The organism is Pedobacter sp. R-06 (genome assembly GCF_049913135.1).
In the GTDB taxonomy this organism is placed as follows: Bacteria; Bacteroidota; Bacteroidia; order Sphingobacteriales; family Sphingobacteriaceae; genus Pedobacter.
Genome location: NZ_CP183977.1, coordinates 5,761,709 through 5,787,138, shown reverse-complemented (window position 1 = coordinate 5,787,138; position 25,430 = coordinate 5,761,709). Strand labels below are relative to the sequence as shown.

Annotated in this window: 23 protein-coding genes; 13 read left to right on the top strand and 10 right to left on the bottom strand. The window is 38.9% G+C overall.

The annotated features are described in order from the left end of the window. The first annotated feature begins 45 nt into the window (after positions 1-45). The 5 genes from ACN9MR_RS23425 to ACN9MR_RS23405 all read left to right on the top strand — a co-directional run bounded on the left by ACN9MR_RS23425 (position 46) and on the right by ACN9MR_RS23405 (position 3,752). Positions 46-549, top strand: a complete 504-nt coding sequence (locus ACN9MR_RS23425; RefSeq protein ID WP_426326919.1) for a DUF3347 domain-containing protein — start codon at positions 46-48, stop codon at positions 547-549. Beyond that, positions 549-1,109, top strand: a complete 561-nt coding sequence (locus tag ACN9MR_RS23420) for a helix-turn-helix domain-containing protein (protein ID WP_426326918.1) — start codon at positions 549-551, stop codon at positions 1,107-1,109. The genes ACN9MR_RS23425 and ACN9MR_RS23420 overlap by 1 nt, the downstream gene beginning before the upstream one ends. Positions 1,110-1,267: 158 nt before the next feature. Beyond that, the gene (locus tag ACN9MR_RS23415; RefSeq protein ID WP_426326917.1) at positions 1,268-1,840 is read left to right on the top strand and encodes a YceI family protein; all 573 of its coding nucleotides are present in this window, start codon (positions 1,268-1,270) and stop codon (positions 1,838-1,840) included. A 98-nt stretch (positions 1,841-1,938) separates the two neighbouring features. Next, complete coding sequence (gene ygiD / locus ACN9MR_RS23410) at positions 1,939-2,763, top strand: 4,5-DOPA dioxygenase extradiol (protein WP_426326916.1); 825 nt, start codon at positions 1,939-1,941, stop codon at positions 2,761-2,763. A gap of 269 nt (positions 2,764-3,032) precedes the next feature. Then, positions 3,033-3,752 carry a heavy-metal-associated domain-containing protein gene (locus tag ACN9MR_RS23405; protein WP_426326915.1) on the top strand — a complete coding sequence of 240 codons (720 nt, stop codon included), beginning with the start codon at positions 3,033-3,035 and terminating at the stop codon, positions 3,750-3,752. A gap of 1 nt (position 3,753) precedes the next feature. On the opposite strand, the gene ACN9MR_RS23400 is transcribed toward ACN9MR_RS23405, so the two are convergent. Genes ACN9MR_RS23400 through ACN9MR_RS23390 form a run of 3 tightly spaced genes read right to left on the bottom strand, consistent with a single transcriptional unit; the run spans position 3,754 to position 6,214 of the window. Further along, on the bottom strand, positions 3,754-4,230 hold the full coding sequence (locus tag ACN9MR_RS23400) for a DUF6265 family protein (RefSeq protein ID WP_426326914.1): 477 nt from the start codon (positions 4,228-4,230) through the stop codon (positions 3,754-3,756). After that, the gene (locus ACN9MR_RS23395) at positions 4,227-4,775 is read right to left on the bottom strand and encodes a YfiT family bacillithiol transferase (RefSeq protein WP_426326913.1); all 549 of its coding nucleotides are present in this window, start codon (positions 4,773-4,775) and stop codon (positions 4,227-4,229) included. Before ACN9MR_RS23395 ends, ACN9MR_RS23400 begins: the two co-directional genes overlap by 4 nt. Positions 4,776-4,816: 41 nt before the next feature. Continuing rightward, entirely contained in the window at positions 4,817-6,214 is a 1,398-nt protein-coding gene (locus tag ACN9MR_RS23390; RefSeq protein ID WP_426326912.1) for an aldehyde dehydrogenase family protein, read from the bottom strand. Positions 6,215-6,402: 188 nt separating this feature from the next. Between ACN9MR_RS23390 and ACN9MR_RS23385 the strand changes: the two genes are divergently transcribed. The 5 genes from ACN9MR_RS23385 to ACN9MR_RS23365 all read left to right on the top strand — a co-directional run bounded on the left by ACN9MR_RS23385 (position 6,403) and on the right by ACN9MR_RS23365 (position 11,664). Continuing rightward, positions 6,403-7,590: a hypothetical protein gene (locus ACN9MR_RS23385; RefSeq protein ID WP_426326911.1), complete on the top strand. Its 1,188-nt coding sequence runs from the start codon at positions 6,403-6,405 to the stop codon at positions 7,588-7,590. 171 nt (positions 7,591-7,761) lie between these two features. Continuing rightward, on the top strand, positions 7,762-10,146 hold the full coding sequence (locus ACN9MR_RS23380) for a prolyl oligopeptidase family serine peptidase (protein WP_426326910.1): 2,385 nt from the start codon (positions 7,762-7,764) through the stop codon (positions 10,144-10,146). Between the two features lie 314 nt (positions 10,147-10,460). Further along, a complete protein-coding gene (locus ACN9MR_RS23375; protein WP_039479644.1) occupies positions 10,461-11,093 on the top strand; it encodes a peroxiredoxin in 633 nt (210 codons plus the stop codon). Between the two features lie 14 nt (positions 11,094-11,107). Next, positions 11,108-11,416, top strand: coding sequence for a thioredoxin family protein (locus ACN9MR_RS23370; RefSeq protein ID WP_025141703.1), 309 nt, complete (start codon positions 11,108-11,110; stop codon positions 11,414-11,416). Further along, positions 11,416-11,664, top strand: a complete 249-nt coding sequence (locus ACN9MR_RS23365) for a DUF6952 family protein (RefSeq protein ID WP_010599336.1) — start codon at positions 11,416-11,418, stop codon at positions 11,662-11,664. The genes ACN9MR_RS23370 and ACN9MR_RS23365 overlap by 1 nt, the downstream gene beginning before the upstream one ends. Before the next feature lie 392 nt (positions 11,665-12,056). Here ACN9MR_RS23365 and ACN9MR_RS23360 read toward each other — a convergent pair whose 3' ends face one another. From ACN9MR_RS23360 to ACN9MR_RS23340, 5 genes are all read right to left on the bottom strand, one after another. Then, on the bottom strand, positions 12,057-14,642 hold the full coding sequence (locus ACN9MR_RS23360; protein ID WP_426326909.1) for a phosphoenolpyruvate carboxylase: 2,586 nt from the start codon (positions 14,640-14,642) through the stop codon (positions 12,057-12,059). Between the two features lie 262 nt (positions 14,643-14,904). Further along, positions 14,905-16,452 carry a DHA2 family efflux MFS transporter permease subunit gene (locus ACN9MR_RS23355; RefSeq protein ID WP_426326908.1) on the bottom strand — a complete coding sequence of 516 codons (1,548 nt, stop codon included), beginning with the start codon at positions 16,450-16,452 and terminating at the stop codon, positions 14,905-14,907. A gap of 8 nt (positions 16,453-16,460) precedes the next feature. Next, positions 16,461-17,540 (bottom strand): HlyD family secretion protein, encoded by a 1,080-nt coding sequence (locus tag ACN9MR_RS23350; RefSeq protein WP_426326907.1) that lies wholly within the window; start codon positions 17,538-17,540, stop codon positions 16,461-16,463. Positions 17,541-17,548: 8 nt separating this feature from the next. After that, positions 17,549-18,868, bottom strand: coding sequence for a TolC family protein (locus ACN9MR_RS23345; protein ID WP_426326906.1), 1,320 nt, complete (start codon positions 18,866-18,868; stop codon positions 17,549-17,551). Then, positions 18,865-19,491: a TetR/AcrR family transcriptional regulator gene (locus ACN9MR_RS23340; RefSeq protein WP_426326905.1), complete on the bottom strand. Its 627-nt coding sequence runs from the start codon at positions 19,489-19,491 to the stop codon at positions 18,865-18,867. The genes ACN9MR_RS23345 and ACN9MR_RS23340 overlap by 4 nt, the downstream gene beginning before the upstream one ends. A gap of 115 nt (positions 19,492-19,606) precedes the next feature. On the opposite strand from ACN9MR_RS23340, the gene ACN9MR_RS23335 reads away from it, so the two are divergent. The 3 genes from ACN9MR_RS23335 (at position 19,607) to ACN9MR_RS23325 (ending at position 23,073) form a co-directional block, all read left to right on the top strand. Then, the gene (locus ACN9MR_RS23335; protein ID WP_426326904.1) at positions 19,607-22,111 is read left to right on the top strand and encodes a glycoside hydrolase family 9 protein; all 2,505 of its coding nucleotides are present in this window, start codon (positions 19,607-19,609) and stop codon (positions 22,109-22,111) included. A gap of 72 nt (positions 22,112-22,183) precedes the next feature. After that, entirely contained in the window at positions 22,184-22,369 is a 186-nt protein-coding gene (locus ACN9MR_RS23330; RefSeq protein WP_025141696.1) for a hypothetical protein, read from the top strand. Between the two features lie 134 nt (positions 22,370-22,503). Further along, positions 22,504-23,073, top strand: coding sequence for a DUF2911 domain-containing protein (locus ACN9MR_RS23325; RefSeq protein ID WP_426326903.1), 570 nt, complete (start codon positions 22,504-22,506; stop codon positions 23,071-23,073). A 211-nt stretch (positions 23,074-23,284) separates the two neighbouring features. On the opposite strand, the gene ACN9MR_RS23320 is transcribed toward ACN9MR_RS23325, so the two are convergent. Both ACN9MR_RS23320 and ACN9MR_RS23315 read right to left on the bottom strand, forming a co-directional pair. Beyond that, the gene (locus ACN9MR_RS23320) at positions 23,285-23,749 is read right to left on the bottom strand and encodes a hypothetical protein (RefSeq protein WP_426326902.1); all 465 of its coding nucleotides are present in this window, start codon (positions 23,747-23,749) and stop codon (positions 23,285-23,287) included. Between the two features lie 161 nt (positions 23,750-23,910). After that, the gene (locus ACN9MR_RS23315) at positions 23,911-25,419 is read right to left on the bottom strand and encodes a RagB/SusD family nutrient uptake outer membrane protein (RefSeq protein WP_426326901.1); all 1,509 of its coding nucleotides are present in this window, start codon (positions 25,417-25,419) and stop codon (positions 23,911-23,913) included. Positions 25,420-25,430 lie beyond the last annotated feature (11 nt).

Genomic DNA, 25,430 nt, shown 5'->3' with positions numbered 1-25,430 from the left:
ATAAACCATGATCGCTTCATCACCATTAAAAACAATATAAAAAAGATGAGAAAAATATTAGGAATAGTTGCCATCATAACAATCGCAACAACAGCTTTAACTTACGCGCAAAGCAAAACAGATGTAGCTTTAAACCAGGCATTAACGGCTTATTACGATGTAAAAAATGCGTTAGCAACAGATAAAAAAGACTTGGCTATCGAAAAGGTAAAGGTTTTATCGGCAAAAGTAAATGCGGTTAACCATAAAGATTTACCCGCCGGTCAGCATAAAATATTTATGGACCAAGCGGCCATCATTAAAAGTAAAGCTGCTCAACTTGCTGGCTCGAATGACATCAAAACACAAAGAAAAGCCTTTGAAGGGATTTCTTATGCGATGATCAAAACCCTAAAAGGCCTGAAATTTAACAGTCAAACCGTTTATGTTCAACATTGCCCAATGGCGAAGGCAAGCTGGTTAAATGAAAAAGAAAATATCGAAAATCCATATTATGGAAGCATGATGTTCGATTGTGGTGACGTTGCAGAAACCATAAAAACCAACTAATGAAGCTGCATATCAAAAACATGGTATGCAACCGTTGTAAAATGGTGGTTAAAGCTGAGCTGGAAAAGCTCGGCTTTAAACCATTATTGGTTGAACTTGGCGAGGTTACCTTGGCTGAAAACATTTCTCCGGAGGATAAAATCAAGATATCGGATCATTTGACTCATTTTGGGTTCGAATTACTCGAGGATAAGAAAACCCAAATCGCAGAGCAGATTAAGACCACCATTATTAGTCTGGTACACTACACTCAAGAGCCATTAAAAATCAATCTTTCTACCTATCTCAGCGAGCAGTTAAAACTGGAATACACGAGCTTAAGCAGTATTTTTTCGGAGGTGGAAAACCAAACCATCGAGAAGTATTTCATTGCTCAAAAAATAGAAAAAGCAAAAGAGATGCTTACTTACGGCGAACTCACGCTTAGCGAAATTGCCTATCAACTAAATTATAGCAGTGTTGCACACTTGTCGGCACAGTTTAAAAAAGTAACCGGCATTACACCCTCGGCTTATAAAACAGTATCAACAGACAGCAGAAAAATGCTTGACGAGATATAATGAGTATAAAATAGAAATAGTTGATGGTTAGAAAGATCATAGTTGATAGCCATTGACCATAAGACCATCAGCTATTAACAACACGAAATTTCTTACCATAAATCAAGACTAATCACCTGATTCTGTGCTAGCTTTGTAGCTAAATAAATTTACTAGGTATGAAAAAATTATTCTTATTTCTGATCGCTACCTCAATCAGTGTAGCATCATTTGCACAAACAAGCTGGAAAATAGACCCAATGCACTCGTTTGTTAACTTTTCGGTTAAACACATGGGCATTTCGTTCGTTGATGGTTCTTTTAAAAAATTCGACGGAACAGTTACGGCTTCTAAACCAGATTTAACAGACGCTAAAATCAGCTTTACCGTTGATGTAAATAGCATTACTACTGGTGTTGATATGAGAGATGGCCACTTAAAAACTGACGATTTTTTTAATGCGGCAACCTACCCAACCATGAAATTCGAAAGCACTTCTTTCAAAAAATTAAGTAGCAACAACTACGAATTAAGTGGCAAATTGACTATCCGTGATGTAACCAAAGATGTAAAATTTGCTGTTGTTTATGGCGGCACGGCTAAAGATCAACAAGGCAATACTAAAGCTGGCTTTGGTGCTACAACAACCATTAACCGTTTAGATTATAATATTAAATATGACCCAACTGGCGCTGGCGTTGCAAAAGATGTAGCCATTAAATTAAACCTGGAGTTTGTTCAGGGGAAATAAAAAATAAGATCGTCATTCCGGGCTAGTCCCGGAATCTTTCATTTAAATAGATCCTGAAACAAGTTCAGGATGACGGTTAGTATAACTTCAAAAATATCATGTCTGCACTATCACAATTCAGGAACTTTACTCAACGTTTACCTCAAACGGATTTAATGCCAACGCTTTTTATCGGTCATGGCTCGCCAATGAACGGCATCGAAAACAATGAGTTTAGCCAGAGTTGGGCAGAATTGGCAAAAAATATTCCAGTGCCAAAAGCAGTATTAGTAGTGTCGGCGCACTGGTACACACATGGAACTTTTGTTACGGCGATGGATTTCCCTAGCACCATTCACGATTTTGGTGGCTTTCCACAGGCACTTTTTGATGTACAGTATCCTGCCCCGGGCGATCCCGAACTGGCCGCAGAAATTCCGGATTTAATCCACTCCACTCCCGTTGGTTTAGACCATGATTGGGGTTTAGATCATGGTACCTGGACCGTGGTAAAACATATGTACCCAAATGCAGATATTCCAGTTTTGCAATTAAGTATCGATTATACCAAATCACCTGAACAGCATTACGAAATCGCCAAAGAAATTTATGCACTCCGCAAAAAAGGGATATTGGTTATAGGCAGCGGAAATATGGTGCACAACCTCCGTATGTTAAGCTGGGAAATGATTAATGGCGGTGGTTATGATTGGGCAATTGAAATGAACGATAAGTTCAAAAATTTAATTGCAAACGGCGATCATCAACCTTTAATTAATTACCGCAACCTCGGTACCGATGCCATGTTGGCTATCCCTACCCCAGAGCATTATTTACCACTAATTTATACCCTTGGTATGAAAAACGATAAAGAAGAAGTTTCTTTCTTTAATGACAAGGCTGTTGGCGGTTCGTTAACCATGACCTCGGTTTTGGTGGGATAAGCAGGGGTTTAGGGTTTAGGGTTTAGGGTTTAGGGTTTAGGGAAGAACAGACCGTTAAAGAACTTGTTTTTTATCTGAAACCTTAATTTTCTTAACTCCTTAATGATGAAAAACAAAATAACGCTCTTACCATTGAGAAATTAACCGATTGGGCTCGAAACGACAATTATCAACAGCATGTCGATACGCTAAAATTCTATAAAACTTTATGATTATTCTGTAACGCTTATGGCCCTATGAAGCGGTAAATTTGTTTAAAGATTTTAATCATGACACACACCTATCAACTTACCGGCATGACTTGTGGCGGTTGCGAAAATAAAGTAAAAAGTAACCTGCTCGTTTTACCAGATGTAACCTCGGTCGAGGTTTCGAAAGACACCAATTCTGCCACCATTAGCATGGATAAACATATCGGCTTAGATACACTCCAACAAGCTTTGGGCGGCACAGATAGCAAATATCAAATTTCTGCAGCCCATCACAGCGAAACATTGGAAGAAGCAAAATCGTGGGCCGAAACTTATAAACCCATTTTATTGATATTCGGATATGTTACTGCAATATCACTTGTAGTCTCGTGGCAATCTACCGGAATTAATTTCATGGTGTTTATGCGCATTTTTATGTCGGGCTTCTTCCTCACCTTCTCTTTCTTTAAAATGCTTAACCTGAAACCTTTTGCCGAAAGTTATGCCATGTATGATATTGTAGCCAAAAAATTTAGCGCATGGGGATATATTTATGCTTTTATCGAACTCGGATTAGGATTATCTTTTGCTTTAAACTTATCACCTGTAGTTGTAAACTGGGTTACACTGGTTGTAATGACGATAAGTATCCTCGGTGTTTTGGAAAGTGTTTTAAATAAGAAAAAGATTCAATGTGCCTGTTTGGGTGCAGTTTTTAACCTACCCATGAGTACCGTAACCATTGTTGAAGATGCCATTATGATTGCCATGAGTGCAGCAATGCTGATTTTGATGTAAACTATTGCCGTTTATACCTAAACTCTGATTTTCGGCTTTTACCATTAAGCTCACCTTCTATCCAGGCGAGCAAATCATTTTTGCCCTGGTTTTGGTAAACTATTCTCTGTGGAAAATCATGTGTTTTATCTTCGAAAACATAGGTCTCATCTTTAGTAGTAATAAGTTTGAAACAAGTCTCTTTCCCTTCGTTCTGCCCCGTTACAGTCGAACAGTAAAAAGTATCTTTTCCGATCTTTTTGATTTTAAGGGTTTCGGTAAGCAAACTATCACCTTTGGCATTTATTCGATAGCTTTTGCCACTGAGTGTTTTATCTGGATTTTGCTTCCACTGTTCTACAATTTTACCCTTGGCGGTTTGCATTTCCCATGAGCCTAAAATAAAAGCAAAAGCTTTTGATGGGGCTTTTTGTGCATTCACATTGGTGCAAAAGCCGATAAGAATTAAGGCCAATAAATTTAAACGATTTATTTTCATTTTGCTATTGTATTGGTAATGTGTGCCAAATGATGTTTTCCATGCCAGGCGTACATACCTAACATGTTTGCTAATGTAAGTTCTTTTCCCTGAGCTGGATGAATGTATTTTCGTTGATAATCTTCCGGTTTCAATGTTTTTAAAAAAGCAACCCAGCGTTGGTGTAAAGCATCCAATAAATCAACAGATAATTTGACATCACCATTTTTAGCCTCTCCCGTTTCTGCCCAGCGCTCTTCATAATAAGGCCTGATTACGGGAACAACTTCAGTAATGGCTTGTTTGAAACGGATATAAGCATTGATGTGGCTATCGGGAATATGGTGAATAACTTGCCTCAACGTCCATCCTCCAGGGCGATAAGTTTGCTCTAATTCTTTTTCGGTCAAATTTTCAGCAGCCTTCCTAAGCTGATTAGGCAAAGCTTCTATTTCGGATATCCATATATCGATTTGCTTTTGATCGAAAACGCCTGGCATTGAAAATTGGCCAATCGGGTATTTAAGCTGCTCTAAATCCATGAAACCAAAATAGGCTTTTTGCATGAATTATTTTGCCACGGAAACACGGAATTCGCAGAATATTTTTACATCAATTTCTTCAGCCACCTCAACAAACCCATTTTTGCTGCATATGGCGGATAAATCATTTTGGTTAAGCCTAATTTTGATTGAAAAACCACGGCCCTTTCGTGCGAAAAAGTTTTGAAGCCGAAAATACCATGACAACTGCCTATACCGCTATTGTTCACCCCGCCGAAAGGTAAATTAGGATTACCGATATGAACCAATACGTCATTTACACAGGTTCCACCTGCACTTGTTTCAGTGAGAATTTTATTTTGTTTCGGTTTATTGCCTGAGAAAATATAAAGTGCCAAAGGCTTTTCTTTCCTGTTCACAAAATCAATTGCCTCCTGTATATTGTTGTAAGTAATTACAGGCAAAATTGGTCCAAAAATTTCTTCCTGCATAATCGTGCTGCTTTCAGCTACCGAAGTCAAAAGTGTTGGTGTAATAGTTAAATCCTGCTCATCCGATTTTCCCCCGAAGGCCAATACAGCTCCATCACGAAGGGCTTCTTCAATCAATTTATTTAACCTATGAAACTGTTTTGCATTGATGATTTTAGCATAATCTTTTTTATTAATTGTCGATCCCTCAAAAAACATTTTCTGAACAGCAGTTTTGTAATGTATCACAAAATCATTCAGCTTATTTTCTTTAATCAGCACATAATCCGGGGCAATACAGGTTTGTCCGGCATTAACCAATTTACCCCAGACAATTTTTTCTGCAGCTTTTTGTAGGTCACAGGTTTCATCTACAATAGCAGGCGATTTACCACCAAGCTCTAAGGTAACCGAGCTCAGGTTTTTTGCCGCAGCCTCCATCACCACCTTACCAATTGCGGTGCTTCCGGTAAAAAAGATATGATCGAATGGGAGCTTCAACAATTCGGAGGAAACATCCGCATTGCCTTCAAAACAAGCAATCTCTTGTGGATCAAAAGTATCTGAAATCAATTTACTGATCATGCCAGCTGTTGCTCCGCTCAGTTCAGACGGTTTCAGGATTACACAATTCCCAGCTGCTATTGCCGAAACCAATGGACTCATGATTAACTGCAATGGATAATTCCAGGGCGCAATAACCAGGCAAACACCTTTTGGTTCATAATAAATTTTATTGCTGGCAAAAAGATTGCTCATGGCTCTGCTTGCCGATTTTGGCTTCATCCAGCTACGCAGCTTTTTTATGGCATGGTCTATTTCTGCATAAGTAAAAAACAGTTCCGTTACAGTGGTTTCGAAGCTGTTTTTGCGCAAGTCCCGCTCTAATGCTACAAATATTTCTTCCTCGGCATTTTCTAGTGCCTGTTTAAGCTGCCTTAGTTTTCCAATGCGTGTTTTAGCATCCGTTTTTCTCAACTCGGATTTGTGTTTTTGCTGTAAATCGAAAACTGATTTTATTTGTTCTTTCATAATTAACAAAGGCTCACAATTTTTACTATATCAGCAATTTAAGAAAATATAAGGTCGGTGTGGTTATATGAAAATTAAACGGTTAATCGAGCTAGCTAAAATTGAGCGTTAAATTTAGTTAAAATGCATCCGTTTCATTAAAAATTCATTCATTTAAAGCATATTGCAGCAAATTTTAATATTCACAGATGAAAAGATTGTTTTTTGTTTTCGCATTCATAATTCCCATTGTTATACATGCCCAAACCCTAAAAACAGATGTATTGGTTATTGGCAGTGGCGATGCAGCCTATGCCGCATCTTTTCAATCGTTTAAATCTGGTGTTAAAACCATTCTACTCACACAAAAGGAACAGCTCGACCTTAAGAAAGTTTCTCAGGGCAGACCTAAAACTATGGAGGCCTTCTATCAGCGTTTCTTAAAAAGAGAAATCGAAAATGCAAAAAGCCTGGAGGCCCCTAAACCAAAGCCTGATAAAAAGAAACCCGTAAAAGTGACGGTTGATAGCACGCAGCTACTAAATGTGATCAATAACGCGCCTTACATCGAAATTAAACGCTCAGGCAGTGGTTGGGAAGTGAAACTCACAAAAGACAAAAGCATTAAAGCCAAGATTCTTGTACTGGCCGATAAACCAGATCAATTATTGACTGCATTAAAAATTACCAGCCTAAATCCTGCAACTTCAAATCAATTAAATTACAGTGAGAACTTATATAGAACAACAGTAGCAAGTGTTCCGTCCAAAGGAGCCAGTTTTTTATCATTATACAGCTTACTCATCCCGAACCAAGAAAACCTTTTATATATTTCTGCCGATCAGTTCGAAATTGGCCCTGCTGCTGGTGCAATCGCAGCCTATGCTGCATTTTTCGACACAAAAACCAGTCTGTCAAATTTAAAAAGGATACAGGGTGAGTTATTAGCCTATAAACATACTTTAATGCCTTTCGAGGATGTAAAAGCGATAGACTCTAATTGGCTAGCAATTCAAAAAGTTGGTGCTACGGGTATTCTTAAGGGAGAAATAAGGCAAGATAAAGCTTATTTCAATCCCGAAAAGGAGGTTACCTACGATGAAATTAAACAGCCGATCAAAGATTATTATTATAAGGCCCAGATCTGGTTTGATGATCATCAGAATATCCCCATCAATTTAGAAAACACCATTGCTATGATTTGTTATGTTGGCAATAAATCTGTTGAGGCAACCAAGACCGAACTGCAAAAAAAATGGAACAAAAACTATAAATTCGCTTCTAAATACGACCTTAAAAAAGTGTTAACCAGACGAGAGTTTGCGGTAATCATCAACGAGTACCTAAAGCCTTTCGATGATGTGAATGTAGATAAAACCGGAAGGGTAATTCGCTAGTTTTAACCACAGATGGGCACAGATAAGCACAGATCTGATATCTAATTTTAAAATTTCATCTGTGTTCATTCTTTTTTATCTGTAGTTAATGAAAAACGACACTTGTAACATTTCCATTTCCTTTTAAAATTGGATAGCGCTTTGCCTAAATTGCAGCCAAACCTAAAATTCATGAAGAAATATTTACTTTTCCTTTTGCTTTGCACAGGCGAATATGCTTTTGCACAACAATTAGCGCCTTTAACCGTCGAAAAGATAATGCGCGATCCAAAGTGGATGGGCGTTGCACCAACTAATTTCCGTTGGACTGCAGATAGCAAAACCCTGTACTTCAACTGGAACCCTGAAAATAAAGCCAAAGAAGAATTATTTAAAGTTTCGGCAACAGCTACCAAGCCCATTAAAGCAGCAGAAAAGGAAGATGAAAAACTATTAAATTTAAACTATACCTACAATACTGACCGCTCACTTGGCTTAATCGAAAAAAGTGGCGATATCTATTTGCAGAATTTCAAAAGCAATAAAGAAACGCGGTTAACCAGTACGCAAGAGCGAGAAAACAGTCCTGTTTTTTTAACCAATGGAAATATTGTTTATCAATTGGGCGATAATCTTTTCGAGGTAGACCTAAAATCAGCCGAAACCAAACAGCTTACTAATTTCGTTAAAGGTAAAAAAGCAGGCCGACCAGAAACCAAGCCGCTTACCGAACAGGATAAATGGTTAAAAGCACAGCAAACCGAACTCTTTGATATCATTAAAAAAAGAAATGCAGAAACCAGAAGTGGCGTGCGTGGTGGAAGAGGCCGTTCTGGATCAACATCTACAGATTCAAAACCATTAAAAGAGCTTTATACCGAAGATAAATTTTTAAATGGTGTAACCATTAATCCCGATGGGCGTTTTATTACTTATAAGCTAACCACTCCAGCCCAGAATAACCATAGTACTATTGTTCCGAATTATATCACATCATCAGGTTATACCGAGGATATTCCTGGCAGAACAAAGGTTGGGGAAAATGAAAATATTTCGCAGGGCTTTATCTACGATACCCAAAAAGATTCTGTTTATGCCATTCAGACTGCTACCATACCGGGCATTAAAGATCTTCCTGATTTTCTGAAAGATTATCCAAAAGAATTGGATACCCTAAAAAAGAAAAACGCAGATAGACCTGTAAATTTCTTTGGCCCCATTTGGAACGATAACGGAAGTACCGCAATTGTAGTTGCAACATCTACAGATAACAAAGACCGTTGGATCTTAAAACTAGATGCATTAACCGGGAAGTTTTCTTTAATAGACCGTCAGCGCGATGAAGCCTGGATCGGTGGCCCGGGCATTAGTGGTTTTTACCAGGGCAGCACCGGATGGATAGATAACAACCGCTTTTATTACCAAAGCGAAGCTACTGGATATTCACACCTTTATGTGGCTAATGTTGCCACAGGTGATAAAAAACAACTTACTTCGGGCAAATGGGAAGTGCAATCTGTTCAGCTCTCAAAGGATAGAAGTACATTTTATCTTAAAACAAATAAGGAGCATCCAGGGATTACAAACTTTTATAAAATCAGTGTAAATGGTGGTGAACTTGTTCAGATTACTACCATGAAAGGCTTAAACGATATCACCCTCTCGCCTGACGAAAAATACATCGCCATTAATTATTCCTTTATGGACAAACCCGGAGAGTTATATCTTCAGCCAAATAAGGTTGGTGCCAAAGCCGAAAAAATTACCCAATCTACCTCTGCCGAATTTAATTCTTACAGGTGGCGTCAACCGGATATGGTAAGCTTTAAAAACCGCTACGGTGCAGATGTGTATGCGAGGGTCTATAAATCCGACAATCCACACCCCAATCATCCTGCAGTAGTTTTTGTTCACGGCGCAGGTTATCTTCAAAACGTTCACTTTGGCTGGAGCACCTATTTCCGCGAGTTTATGTTCAATAATTTACTGGCCGATAACGGTTACACAGTAATCGATATCGATTATACAGGGAGTTCTGGTTATGGCCGCGATCACCGTACAGGTATTTACCGCCATATGGGAGGAAAAGATTTAACCGACCAGGTGGATGGCGTTAAATTTTTGGTAGAGAAATATGGTGTTAACCCGCAGCATGTTGGCTTGTACGGTGGCTCGTACGGTGGCTTTATCACCTTGATGGCCATGTTTAATGAAGCAGATGTTTTTGCCAGTGGTGCCGCTTTACGTTCGGTAACCGATTGGGCACATTATAACCATGGTTATACTTCGAATATTTTAAACGAACCGTTTAACGATCCGATTGCTTACAAAAGAAGCTCACCGATCTACTTCGCCGATAAGCTAAAAGGCAACCTTTTAATGGCGCACGGAATGGTTGATGTGAATGTTCACTTTCAGGATATTGTGCGCATTACACAACGATTTATCGAACTGGGAAAGAACAATTGGGAACTTGCCGTTTATCCGGTAGAAGACCACGGTTTTATTGAACCTAGCAGCTGGACTGATGAGTATAAAAGAATATTTAAGCTGTATGAGAATACGTTAAAAAAGTAGTTTTCCCTTAAGCTGGTCGTCATTTTGAGCGAAGTGCAACGCAGTCGAAAAATCTATCTCCATAGATCTCTCTCCCGAACATTCGGGACTACGCTTCAATCGAGATGACGGCCATTATGTGTATAATTTCTCAAAGATGCTTCGTGCCTCTGCATGCAGCAAAACAAAAAATAGAACCCTCCTATATCTCCGTAAAACAATATAGCTTTCATCTATATCGTTATCAATAAATACAATTAACAATTAGTGAAACGGGGTTGCTTCACATCTGTTTTAGCCTTACCTTTGTGGCATAAAATTAAAGACAAAAAATTATGGCAATAGTAGGCAAAAAATTCCCGAGTGTTAGTATTGATGCAATGTCAGACATGGGTGATGACTTGAAAATCAATGTATTTGAAGAGGCTGTAAACAAAAATAGCAAAGTATTATTATTCTGGTATCCAAAAGACTTTACTTTCGTTTGCCCTACAGAATTACACGCTTTCCAAGCTGCTTTACCTGAGTTTGAAAAAAGAAATACAATTGTAATCGGTGCATCTTGCGATACCAACGAAGTTCACTTCGCATGGTTAAATACGCCAAAAGATAACGGCGGTATTGAAGGTGTTACTTATCCAATCTTAGCAGATACTCACAGACAATTATCAGGCATCTTAGATATTTTAGATCAGGAAGTTAACTACGATGAAGAAGGAAATGAATCTTTCTCAGGTTCTAACGTAACTTTCAGAGCTACCTATTTAATCGACGAAACTGGTAAAGTTTTCCACGAAAGTGTTAACGATATGCCACTAGGTAGAAACGTTAAAGAATATTTACGTTTAATCGATGCTTACGCTCATGTTCAAAAACATGGTGAAGTTTGTCCTGCAAACTGGGAAGAAGGAAAAGAAGCAATGAACGCGAACAGAACTGGCGTAGCTGAATATTTAGCCGCTAACTAATTAAACAAAACGTTATGTTTTTAGAATTAACAGAAGATAATCTTCAACAATATTTGGCCGATAATTCAAAAGTAATGGTTCAGTATGCTGCATCTTGGTGCGGAAACTGCCGGATCATGAAACCGAAGTTCAAAAAACTGGCTTCAGAAAATGAAGATGTAGCTTTCTTGATTGTTGATGCCGAAAAACTTCCAAACTCACGCAAATTTGCAAACGTTGATAATTTACCAACTTTCGCAGCTTTTGAAGGCGGTAGCTTGGTAGATCAGGTGCAAACCAATAAAGCAGAAGGTTTAATTGAACTATTTAATAAGATAAAGTAATGAAGATTCCGGTTATAAGACAATTATTTCAAAACACCACTCCAGCACAACTGGAAACTACTTTGGAGGTTTTAGAGGCTTTTTGCGAATTTAGAGGTGTTAGCGAACACGAAGTTGATGTTGCAGGCGAAATGATTACCAATATTTGCGGTGCCTTAGAAGTACACCAGATGGTAAGCGAAGGTGCTGCCGAAAAGGACGCATTAAATGCTTTCGGCCAAAAGGTAATGGGTTCGATTGATCGATAATCGCTTTAAAGCTTAATCTGGCTTTTATAATATAAAATCCCTCGTTGATGAAAATCAGCGAGGGATTTTTGTTTGGCATTTTTTGTCTTTGCGAGGAGGCTTTTTCAGCCAACGAAGCAATCTTTCCTGCTATCAAAAACAAGTATCTATTAATAATCTCAATCATTGTTTTAGGTTATTTCGTTCGTATCGTCATGCTGAATTTATTTCAGCATCTTTCCTGCTATTAAGACCCTAAACTGAATTTACTGCGTAGCTTTCCGCTGCGCTATAGGTCAGGGTGACGCCCGAATATTTCTAACAAAAAAAGGTCTGTGAGGACACAGACCTTGGAGAGTATATTTTACCTTATATTTTAACCTGTAAGGTTTAATATAGGTTTGTAGATTGGGCTAAGCTAAATTCCTACCCGCATTTACAATACCAAACACCGTTCTTACCGCTAGCTTTTCTAAGGCGTGCTGGTCTTTTTCGTTTTGGTCGTGCTGTAGTTTTTCTAAAGCAAAATGCTGGATGAGTACCAGTGGTAAAATAATTTTCTCGCGGGTGGCAATTGACTTTTTATCTACAGGATAATTAGCCATTAATGTTGGCTGTCCGGACAGTTTTAAAAGCATCTCCTTAGCTAACTCGAATTCGTCGTGTAGTTGAGTCCAAAAAGCGCCAAATTCTTTATCTGCGCCCAAATGCGCTGTAATGGTAAAGTCTGATTTGCTCATGCTCATCATACAGTTATCAACAATCGTTTTCAAATAATCAGAATCTTGGTAAACTTTAACTACTTTATCCCAGTTACCAGCCTTTTCCTGGTTTTTTAAGGCTGTTCCCATTCCATAGAAACCAGGAACATTCTGTTTCAGCATACTCCAGGCGGTAACAAAACTGATGGCCCTTAAATCTTCGAGCTTCATTTCGCCTCCACCGTTTCTTTTAACCGGGCGACTGCTAATGTTAGCTTGCGACAATAGTTTTAAAGGAGATAATTTCTCTAAATAGCTCACAAATAATGGGTGCTCGCGCAAGTCGACAAAAGCTTTATAACTTTCTTCGGCCATTTCATCAAGCAGCGTTTTATTTTCAGGGTCTAACAGAATATTGTGTTTCTCTTTTAATCCGGAAGTAAGACCTGCATTGATTAATTGTTCGATATTAAATTCAGCACTTTCTACCGAACCATATTGAGAACTGATGGTTTGCCCCTGAACGGTTAACTGCATGTTCTTATTTGCAATTTCCTTACCCATAGAAGCATAAAAACGGTGTGTTTTACCTCCACCCCGTGCAGGCGGACCACCGCGGCCATCAAAAAACGCCAGCTGAATATTGTGCTTAGCAGAAACCGCAGATAATGATGTTTTTCCGTTAAAAATAGACCAGTTGGCCATTAAGTAACCACCGTCTTTGGTGCTGTCAGAATAACCCAGCATAATATCCTGTTTATTTCCACGGCTGGCTAAATGTGCTTTATAGAATGGATTACTATAAAGCGTATCCATAATTGTAGCTGCTCCCTTTAAATCGTTAACGGTTTCAAAAAGCGGCACGAAATCAATAGTCAACGATTCTTTACTCCAGCCATTCCAAAGGAAAAGCTCAATTAATTGCAAAATATCGCTGGCTTGCTGGCAATTACTGATAATAAAACGGTGACAAGCTTTTTCACCATTGCGCCTTTGGATGCCTTTAATTTCTTTAATTACTTCAATCGTATCTTTTGTCAGTGCATCGGGCTCGCTGGCGTAAACAACCGTTGCCTCTTTAAAAGAAATTAAAGCTAATTTCTCCGCTTCAGACAGTTTATCATAATCGGCAGGATACAGCGAAGAAATCGGCTTATTTGCGCGGCAATATGCATGTACATTCCTCAGCACACGGCTGTCCTGACGAATATCCAGCGACGCAAAGTAGTTACCATATAAATCTATCTTACGGATCAGATCGTTAACTAGGTCAACAAACAAACCTTCATGTTCGGCTAACAACGTTTCTTTAATTTTATTCAGGTTATCTCTTAGTTCATCAGAAATATCATGGAGCTCACAGGTCTGGTCGAAAGCATTTAGATACAATACGTCGTGCAGTTTTGCGATATTTTCTTCAACACCTCTAAAGGTGATGCGGCGTTTAATTACCCTGAAATCGCGGTAATAACAGCGGAAAAGGATCTGGCGCAACATTTTAGAAACTTCCAAAGTGGTCTCTGAATGAATGTTCGGATTTCCGTCCCTATCTCCTCCAGGCCAGAAACCCAGCTCTAAAATTTTCTTGGTCTCCAGGTTGTATTCATCAAGGTTCTGGTCTATCTCTTCCTGAATATTTGCTGCAGCAAAATAAAATGTATTTTCTAAAAACCAGGCCAGGTTTAAGGCCTCATCAACTGGCGTTGGTGATTTTTTATTAAAAAATGGCGTTTTACCCAATTGCTGTAATAAGGAGTTCATCGAAGTAAGGTCGTTATCACGGATGGCCTTAGTTAAATCGGTAATAATGGCCAATACACTTCCAGGGTAAAACTGGGTAGGGTGTGCGGTTAAAACCAAACGAAGCGAAAGTTCGTCAATCAACTTCTCAATTTTTGATAACATTGGTTTGTTATCAGCATTCTTTTTTAAAATAAATGCCAACGTGCTCTGTTCATCGGTGGTATTTAACTTGGTAAAAGAAGCATCTTCCACGGCATCAAAAAGTACCACCTGGCGTTCAATATACTGGATAAAACGAAAAAGAAGATCAACAATATCCTTGCGCTCGGTATAACTGGTATACTTGGCAAAAAATTCTTCGATAATCTGTGCAGGTTTTTCTCCGTTTGCGATGCCTTCTTCACAGCTCTTAAAAAACAGTGGAAGCAGTGTTCCGGTATCTTTAATTTTGTAAAAAGGCAAGGTGAGAAATAAACTGTTAAATAGTTCGAATTTTGAGATTACCTCATTATTAAAAATAGATTCTCGTTGCGTAGTTAAACGAAGTTTAGGCATAGCTTATGCAATAGTTTTGTATACCGTAATACTACAAAAAATGCATAAGGTATTAAAATTCTAAGGCTTACAATTTGGAAAATTGTAGAATAAATTTTAATTTTAGAATCTTATTTGGCCACCATGTGGTTAAGTAAGAACATTTGCAATGTTTAAGGGCATTGCATTGATTGTTAATTTTTTGGGTTAAAACAGCCGATGTAATAAAATACACCGGCTGTTTTTGTTTTTTACCATTTTTTACGGCATTTCTTTGCAAATATTAGTGCACATCGGCAGGAATGTTTGCATTTTTCTTAAACTTCTGAAGATACAGTAGTGGAATTGAGAACAACATAATCAATCCTGCAACCCAATATGCGTCATCATAAGTAAGTAACATGGTTTGTCTGGTTACAATTCCTTCCATCGCTTTTGCCGCCATAATTTTGGCATCGAACAGCGTTTGTCCTTTTGCCATAAAGCCTTTGATTAAGCCGTTAAAACGATCCACAAATGGTTGGTTATAATCGTTCACATTTGACAATAAAACACTTCTGTGGAAACCCGAACGTACGTGAATTAACGTAGTTAAAGCTGCGATACCGAATGAGCCTCCCAATTGACGCATCATATTGTTCAAACCTGATCCCTGGCCAATTTCTGGTCCTTTCAGATCCTGAATGGCAAGTGTAGTTAAAGGCACAAACAATAAGGCCATACCCACACCCCTGATTACCAGTGGCCAGAAGAAATCGCCGGTTCCTGATTGTAAAGTCGAATTACTCAACATCCAACAGAAAATGAAGAATGCCAACATCCCAAAGGTGGCCATAATCTGTGCTGGAACTCCTTTTTTAAGCATAATACCAATAAAAGGCATCATTATAATGGTACACAAACCACCTGGGAATAAGATTTCTCCTGTTTGCAAAGGTGAAAACCCTAGTAAATTCTGACAGAATACCGGAAATACGAACACCGAACCGTATAACCCGAAACCTAAAATGAATGAGGTAAACATACCCACAGAGAAACTTCTGTGCCTCATAATTTTAAAGTTCACAATCGGATGATCGGTGGTCATTTCTCTCCAAATGAAGAGCAACAGACCAAATACCGAAGTAACGGCCAATGCTGTAATGTATGGGGTAGCGAACCAATCTTCACTCTCCCCTTTTTCTAACAATGTTTGTAAACTACCTACTGCAATAGCCAATAATGCAATACCCCACCAATCGACAGGTTGCCCCTGCCCTGATTTCGGGGTTGCCCGAACAAAGGTGTACGTACAGTAGGCCGCGAGTATTCCGACGGGAATATTCACATAAAAGATCCATGGCCATGAACTGATTTCCAGAATATATCCACCAATGGTTGGCCCAACAGTTGGCCCAACTACAGCACCTAAACCAAATAAGGCAGTTGCAATACCTACATCTTCACGGGGCCAGGTTTCTATTAAAATAGCTTGCGCTGTTGATATTAAACCTCCTCCGGCCAAACCCTGAATAATCCTAAATAAAATAAGCTCATTCAATGAAGTGGCGTTTCCACATAAAAAGGAAACGAGTGTAAAAACGATAATGGAGGTAAGAAAGTAATTTTTCCTGCCGAATCTGTTACCCAACCAGCCCGACATTGGCAACACGATAACATTCGCTACCGCATAGCCGGTAGAAAGCCAGGCCACATCCTCTAGGGTAGCGCCCAGGTTTCCCTGTATTTGTGGAATTGCCACGTTTACGATAGTCGTATCAATCAGCTCCAATAATGAAGCTGTAATTACCGTAAATGTAATAATCCACTTTTTTAAACCTACTTCGGCCATTTTACATATTATTTAGTAGATACTGATGCTTTAACGCTCATTCCTGGGCGCAACTTAGCCAACAGTTCTTTTGATGGATGGATTTTGATTTTAACTGGTACACGTTGAACAACTTTAACGAAGTTACCGGTAGCGTTATCAGGAGGCAATAAAGATCCTTTTGCTCCAGTAATCGGAGAGAAATTATATACTTCACCGTGAATTTTTTCATCAGGATAAGCATCAACTTCGATCTCTACTTTTGAACCTTCTTTAATTTTCTCCAATTGAGTTTCTTTAAAGTTTGCCGTTACATAAATGCTTCCGTCGTTCACGATAGAGAATAAAGACTGACCAGCCTGAACCAATTGTCCTTTTTGAACATTCTTTTTAGAAACGATACCGGTTGCAGGAGCTTTAATATCAGTATATGATAATTGAAGTTTAGCAAAATCGATATCACTTTGACGCTGGCTGATTACATTGCTGCTCACCGCTAACTGTGATTGTGTAGTACCAACTTGTTTAACCGCAGCATTATATTGATCTTGTGCTGCACGATATGCTGCCAGAGCAGATTGTCTTGCTGCTTCTGCAGACTCCTTACTCGCCTTAGCCTGATCGAAAGCTTGTTGTGTAATTGAACCGTCTTTAACCAGGTTCTCATAACGATTATAATCTTTCTGCGCTAAATTTAATTTAACATTTGCAGCTTCAACATTTGATTTTGCTGCATCAACGTTTGCTTTTGCAGTACCGGTATTGGCCTGGGTAGCCACAATTTGCGATTGCGCCACACCAACACCTGCACTTGCTCCTTTTTGACCAGATTGTGCCTGCTCTAATTTAACTTTATAATCATTGTCATCAAGTTTCACTAAAATCTGTCCTTCAGTTACGTGTGTATTTTCTTCAAAATTGATATCCTTTACATAACCGCCAACACGGGCAACAACAGGACTGATATCGCCATCAATCTGGGCATCATCCGTATCTACGTGTTTGCTATAATAATTCCACTCGGTAATCCCGAAGATTACACCTATTACTAGTAAAACACCTAAAATGATGGGCACTACTATGTTCTTTTTTTTCTTTTCAGTTGTCATTGCTGTATTTATTGCGTTATTTTTCCTGTTGATTTTAATAGGGTATAGTAAGCCAAACCTGCGTCTGCCTTAGCTATCTCTAAGTTTATTTTTGCCTGGTACAATAAGGTTTCAGCATCGATCCGGTCGGTAACCGAAGCCACATTGTTTTTATATTTAGATGCCAATAACTTATCGTTCTCAGTTGCTTGTGCAATTGATGTTTCCAAAACCTGGATTTTGTTCATCGCCACCTGGTAACCCTGGAAGTTTTTGTTGATATCTGTTTTTACCTGATCAGACAAGATGTCTTTCTGAATGGTAATTGCACTCTGCTGAATTTTCGCCTCGCTTACCTTGTTTTTGTTTGTCCAAAGGTTGCCGAAATTCCATGAAACCGTAGCGCCCAGCGTAATTGGCATTAAATACTGGTTTGTTGGCGGAATAAAGTTACCGCTTGGATTAATGTAATATAGGTTTGCGCCAATACCAACGGTAGGCAAAGTATTCGCTTTAATGGTTTTGATGTTAAAATCAGCAACTTTGTGCTGCACATCAAGTTGTTTTAGCTCCTGGCGGTTAGCCATTGCCAGCCCGATGTATTCATTTAACGATCCTGGGGTTTTTAAGCCAGCTGTTGGATCAACAATTTTCACTTCAGTATCTTCAGGTAAACCTAATAAGATATCCAGGTTATAATTAATCACTTTACGGTTACTCTCGATATCCATTTGCGTTAGTGTAACATTTGCCTGTTGCAATTGGAAACGCAACACGTCGTTTTTGGTTACAATGCCTTGTTCGAAGAAACGTTGTGCCTGTTTAATCTGTGCGGCAATTGATTCTAAATTCTGATCAACCACTTTTCGGCTTTGCAGAACCTTATATAAAGAATAATAAGTATTAATTACCGCATAAGTGATTTCTTCTTTACTTTTATCAGCATCTAAACGTGCCACATCTGCCAGTAATTTGGTTGATTCTTTTGCATATCTTAATTTACCTCCACCGTACACTAATTCTTGTACCGCTGCAGTTCCAACAAATGCATCGGCTCTTTTAGGCAAATGGAAAGACGATTCGCTGCCTGGTAATGCAAAAGTAGTGGTTGGTATTTCAGCGTGGTTATACATAAAACTTGCATTTGCGGTAGGCAAAACATTGTCTTTTACAACCTCCAGCTGTGCAACAGCCTGATCGATTTTGTTTTGAGAAAGTTTTAAGTTTTTACTATTGGCTAAGCCAAGTTCTATTGCCTGGTTAATATTTAATTCTTTCGAGCTCTGTGCAAATAAAGCTGCCGGAATTAATGACGCCGCAAGCATTAATCTTATTGATCTGGGTATCATTTTTTTGTTGTTAAATAAACTGTTGTTAGATCTTGTAAGTGAGCAATTGTCCGCTCCTTAATAATTTTTTTATCTTTCGGGTCATTCAAGTTGAAGTTGGAGCATGATATAACCTTATGTGGAGAGATAACAATGTTGGTTATGGTGCCCATAATAGTGGCGATTACCATCCGAACATCCACCTTGTTAAAGGTCCCGTCTTCAATCCCGTCTGTAATAATGCGATCGATAAGCTGCATGTTGTGACTCATGGCGTCTTTTATCTTATCGTACATTTCTGGCCTTTGGGTTAAAGAAAGTTCTCTGTGCATCATTTTATGAAACGCCGTGTTATTCAGGATCCTATTTACATAGCCCTCTATAACTTTGTGTAATTTTTCTAATGCCGAAATCTTATCTTCATTGATGATTTTTAACTGAGAAGCAAAACCAGCAATACGCTCGTTCATAATCTCCACAAAAACCCCCTCTTTAGAGCCGAAATAATAATTTATCATCGCCATGTTCGCTCCAGATTCCTTAGCAATCTGGCGGGTGGAAGTACCTTCGTACCCGGTCTCGCAGAACAGCTTTTCAGCTGCATCGAGAATGGCTTGTCTTTTATCTACTTTTTCTGTTTTCATTTCTTTTGACGACACAAAATTAATCAAACGATTGATTAATTTCCAAATGTTTACCTACTTCTTTTACATTATCTTGATAAAACCCTATTTTTAAATGAAATAATCATCCGTCGTAATGAAAAATAAGTTCATTTTAGCCTTAACTTTCTCATTTGCCATATCGTTCTTATGCTCATTCATTGGTAGCAAAAGAAAAATCCAACAGAGCTGGATCAGGATTAATTTGCTTGGTTACCCTACCGAAAGTATTAAAGTTGCGGTATGGGCAAGCAAAACAGGTGAGATTCCTGCTCAATTTGAAATTATAGCAAAAGAAACCAACCAAATTGTATATACCTCAACCAATATTAAAAGCTTTGGCAGTTATGGCCCTTTTAGCCAAACCGCTCGATTAAATTTTAGTGATTTTAAACGCGCAGGCAGTTTCTACCTCAGGGCAAATGGAATTGTTTCTCCCCTGTTATTGATCAATAACAACGTGTATGAAAGTACAGCCGATTTCTGCCTACAATATATGCGCCAGCAACGGAGCGGTTTTAACCCCTATCTTAAAGACAGTTGCCATACCCATGATGGCTTTGTTTTATATGGCGCCAAAGCTGGCATTAAAGACAGTACACATTTTGATGCTTCTGGCGGCTGGCACGATGCCAGCGATTACCTCCAATATTCAACTACTTCGGCAAATGCGGCCTATCACTTACTCATGGCTTATCGCGATTTCCCCCAAGTATTTAGCGACAGGCAACAGGCAAATGGTTTGGATGGAAAAAATGGCCTGGCCGATGTTCTGGATGAAGCTAAATGGGGATTGGATTGGCTGTTGAAAATGCATCCACAAAAAAACATCATGTTTAACCAACTGGCCGATGACCGTGATCACATCAGTATGCGCATTCCAAAAGAAGACAGTCAATACGGAAAAGGTTTTGAACGCCCGCTCTATTTTATTACAGGCGAAACTCAGCAACGGGGCAAATTCATGAACAACACCACCGGAACCAGCTCTACAGCCGCTAAATTTACAAGTGCTTTTAATTTAGGATCGGTTTTATTTAAAGGGCATGATCGAGCCTATGCCCAAACACTTGCTGGAAAAGCCAAAACCGCTTATAAATTTGCGTTACAAAAACCTGGGGTAACGCAAACTGCATCTGTAAAATCGCCTTATATTTATGCTGAAGACAATTGGGTTGATGACATGGAGCTGGCCGAAACATCATTCAATTTCGGGAGAGAAAAGACCGATCGAAAGAAAATAAAACTGGCCTTAAACTATGCCCGGCAAGAACGCATCACGCCTTGGCTACAAAAAGACACCGCAGCGCATTATCAATATTATCCTTTCATTAACCTTGGTCATTACGAAGTTGCCAAACAAGATTCAAAAGATAAAACAGCCATTAACTATTACCAACAAGGAATTAAGCAAGTTTGGAACCGGGCGAAAAACAATGCCTTTTACCGTGGTGTTCCGTTTATTTGGTGCAGCAATAACTTAACCGTTGCCTTTGCCATACAGTGTAACTGGTACTCGGCATTAAGTGGCGATAAAACTTATGCCGAGCTGGAGCAGGCTAATTTCGACTGGCTTTTTGGTTGTAACCCCTGGGGAACGAGTATGGTTTATGGCCTGCCACAATGGGGAGATACACCAACCGATCCGCACTCGGCCTTTACCCATTTAAAGAATTACCCCATAAACGGCGGATTGGTTGACGGGCCTGTTTACACCAATATTTATAAAGGATTAATCGGGATCAAACTCAATGACGCTGATGAATATGCTGACTTTCAGAGCGACCTGGCCGTTTACCATGATGATTATGGCGATTATAGTACCAACGAACCTACAATGGACGGAACAGCCTCTCTTATTTATTTATTAGCGGCCAAAGAAACACAGGCTAAACCCCTACCCGACCACAAAACTTATAGCCTGGGCGCGAACATTCGGGGCGATTCTACCCAAAAGAAAATCTACCTGGTTTTTACGGGCGATGAATATGCTGATGGCGGTGAAAAAATAAGCAAGGTACTGGCACAGGAAAAAGTTAAAGCATCCTTTTTTCTTACCGGAAAGTTTTATCGGAACGCTAATTTCCAATCATTGATCAAAAAACTAAAAAATGAGGGGCATTACCTCGGCCCACATTCTGACAGGCATTTATTGTACTGCGATTGGGATAAACGCGACAGTCTCCTGGTTACAAAAACAGATTTCGAAACCGATTTAAACAACAATTACCAGGCAATGGCCGGTTTTGGGATTAGCAAAGAAGCGGCAGGCTATTTTTTACCACCTTACGAGTGGTACAACCAAACCATAGCCAATTGGACCAAAGCACAGGGTTTACAATTAATTAATTTCACTCCGGGAACACGTGCCAATGCTGATTATACCTACCCCGAAATGGGAAAAAGTTATCGGTCGAGCGATGAAATATATCGATCGATTACAACTTTTAACGAAACAAAACCCAATGGTTTAAATGGTTTTATATTGTTGCTGCACATCGGTACCGATGCCAGAAGAACTGATAAATTTTATAACAGACTCGAAGAATTGATTACTTATCTGAAGAAGGCTGATTATAAATTGGCTAGAATTGATAATTAATTAGAATATTGGGTATAATGACAAATTAAAATTTAAAATAAATATTAACTTTGCCTCCAAATAACAAAAAACATGAGTGTACAAGAGAACAGCAGCAATAATTTCAACTGGTTATATTATGCTTTAGGTTTATTCTTCGGAGTTTTAACCGGAGCAATCATTACGCAAAACTATATTTTCGCTTTGTTAGGTGGTGTTTTAGGTTTGTTAACAGCGGGCTTATTTTTAAACGCTATCGTAAAAGGAAGGAAATACTAGTTTTTTAGTCCTTTTATACAATTAGATCCTTTTAAGGATTAAAATTTAATTCCACAGCGAACGAGACCGTTATGATTTTACCAATAGCCGTAAAATCATGATTGCTCATCGCTACTGAAAACAAAAACCTACAAATGAAAAATATCTTCATTGTTGTTTTCGCTCTTTTTTGTTTTAGCGCAAAGGCCCAACAGGCCCCTACCGCTGAAGTAAAATTTCCTGTTGCAGACCCAAGCCCTGCAGATATTGTTTATTTTCCGCTTAATGCCCCAAAGGCAAAGGCGGGAGATCCAACAAAACCAGTTATAAAAATTGTTTATTCGCGCCCACAGAAAAAAGGACGTGATATTTTTGGCGTTTTAGAGCAGTATGGAAACGTTTGGCGTTTTGGTGCCAACGAAAGTACAGAGATTCGTTTCTTTAAAAAAGTAAACATTGGCGGTAAAAAAATTAAAGCTGGTACCTATAGCTTATTCGCCATTCCAAACAAAGATACCTGGACGATTATTGTAAATAGCGAAACCGATAAATGGGGCGCTTTTACTTATAATCAGGCTAAAGATATTGTTCGTGTGAATGTTCCCGTTAAAAGCCTGGCCAAACCGATCGAATATTTCTCCTTAACCTTTACAGAGATTACCGGAGGTGCTAATCTGGTTATTGGCTGGGACAGAACGCAGGTAGAATTACCAATCAACTTTTAAGTCCAAAAGAAAGAAAATATAAAGTCCCGGTTATTTGCCGGGACTTTTTGTTTTAATCGCTTTTTTATCTTCTTGCACCGATCAGTCTAAATGATGATTTATCATCATGACTCCTTTGTTTTTGCAAAAACTGACCGCTCCAATTGAGACATTGTTTGATAAACCTTTGCTCTTAATCGAAACTGGCCTAACGCGAAAAAGGACTTTAACATTAATTTGAAACGAGTTTCTTAGCATCGCTTTCGCTGCCGATAAAGACTTTGTACACCTGGGTAATTTTCCACTCGCCTTCCTTATCTTTCTCGATGATCACAAAGTTTTGTTGTGCACCATCAAATAATTCATAATTAATATCTACACGTGCAATTACAAGGGCATCGGTTTCAGAAACGATTGAGGAGCTGATGTTACAATCTCTTTGAATTACGCCCTCATTTTTCTTCATTTGGTTTAATACATCACTTGCTTTATGTTTAATTACCCTTACATCTCTATTCGACGTAAAAACAGCATCCTCGCTTAAAACAGCTTTTAACTTTTTATAGTCAGAATTCATGTAGCTGTCCATATAATAATTGATAACCGATTTATGGCTTGCAGTTGGTTTTTCAGCTGCAAAAACATTATTTGTGATTGTAATACCTAGTAATAAAATCACTAAAGCTTTTAGTCTCATAACTATCTGTGTTTTTTTATTAAAGGTCGGCCTGAACTGATAAAAATAATATGCCGATAACACCATAATGATGAGGTAACTAAAATGTGATAAAATGAAAAGGTTATGTTATCATTTGCTTAACTAAACGATAACATAACCTTTCTTCGGACTTTAAATTATTATGGATTTTGCTGTCCGGCTAAACCAGAATTAGCTTCCATTTCTGCCCTTGGTATTAGAAACTGCCATTTAACGTCTCCCGCAGGTATAGCTAATGTGCCCGCAACTGAAGTAGGAACGTAGTTAGGAACAACCGTTCTATCCAGCGGTAGGTTTAAGCGTTTTAAATCTAACCACCTATGGCCTTCTCCCCAAAGTTCAATTCTTCTGTTAAAAAGAATCTCATCAATTAAGGCCTGCCCTGTATTTACCGAAATCACCGCGCTTGGGTCTCTCTGTTTAACCAGGTTAAATAAAACCGTTCTGGCAGCTGCTTCACTTCCCGGAGTTTTTGCATAAGCCTCCGCTAAAATCAGGTACATTTCCGAGGTACGCATTAAAGGAACATCACCTAAAGATGGGCCACCTACTTCTTTAACTGAAAATTTACGGCTCATATAAGGCTGGCGGGCAAAATTTGCAGCAGGCAATGGGAAATTTACTGTAGTTGGTGCTGGTTCCCACATTTTTTTCCTAACATCCGTAGCTGATATCTGATTATATAATGCAGAATTAATCCTTTTTGGATTCCCGCGCATAAAGCTTGTATTTGCGTTGTAAGCAATCTGTGCAAAATACGATCCGAATGTGTCGCCTTGATCCAAGGTTGGCATAGAAGACCATATAAACTCTCCTAATGTAGCATTATTAAAGCCTGCCTGATAATCTGTAACAGACAATAGCGGATACTGGTTGGCATCTACAATATCTTTTGCATATTTAATGGCATTTGGATAATCCTGCATAACCAAGGCAACCCTTGCCCTGATGCCTTTAGCTACTGCTGCACCTGCGTGGCTCTTATTTGAGGCTGTTGCATTAAGCGAAATAGCGGTTTCTAAATCGCTAACAATTGCAGCATAAACACTTTCTACAGTTGCGCGTGGTTTATTGGTATCGGTTGAAGCCAATAAAAGTGGCACGCCAAGCTGATTGTTCGGTTTAGCTGCCCCATCGTAACGTTTACCAAAAAGTTGTACCAAACCAAAATAAGCATAGCCTCTTAAAGTTAGCGCTTCTGCTTTCACTGTATTTTTATCGGCAGCTGCACCCGAAGCCTGATCAATGTTATCGATAATGTAATTCACATTTCCGATAATCCGGTAATAGGTACGGTACATATACGTTAACAAGGTGCTGTTATCAGTACGATGACTAATCCATGATCCCCCATCAGAAGTATACCAATTTGACGAAGATATACCAACATCTTCGCCCATAAAGTCCATGTAAAGCATAATACCGCCTACACCGGGTTTGTTTTGCTGCGCATTATCGGGTACGGTGGTAGAACGTTCAAACATATAGCGGTAAACACCATTTAAGGCATTTTTTGCATTTGCAGCAGAAGTAAATAAAGCCGAATTATCAACCTGGTCTGTTGGTTTTGTATCGAGATAATCTTTTTTACAGGCCGTGATGCTTAATAAGCTGAAACCCGCAAAAAGTAAATATTTTTTATATTTCATGATCGTATCTT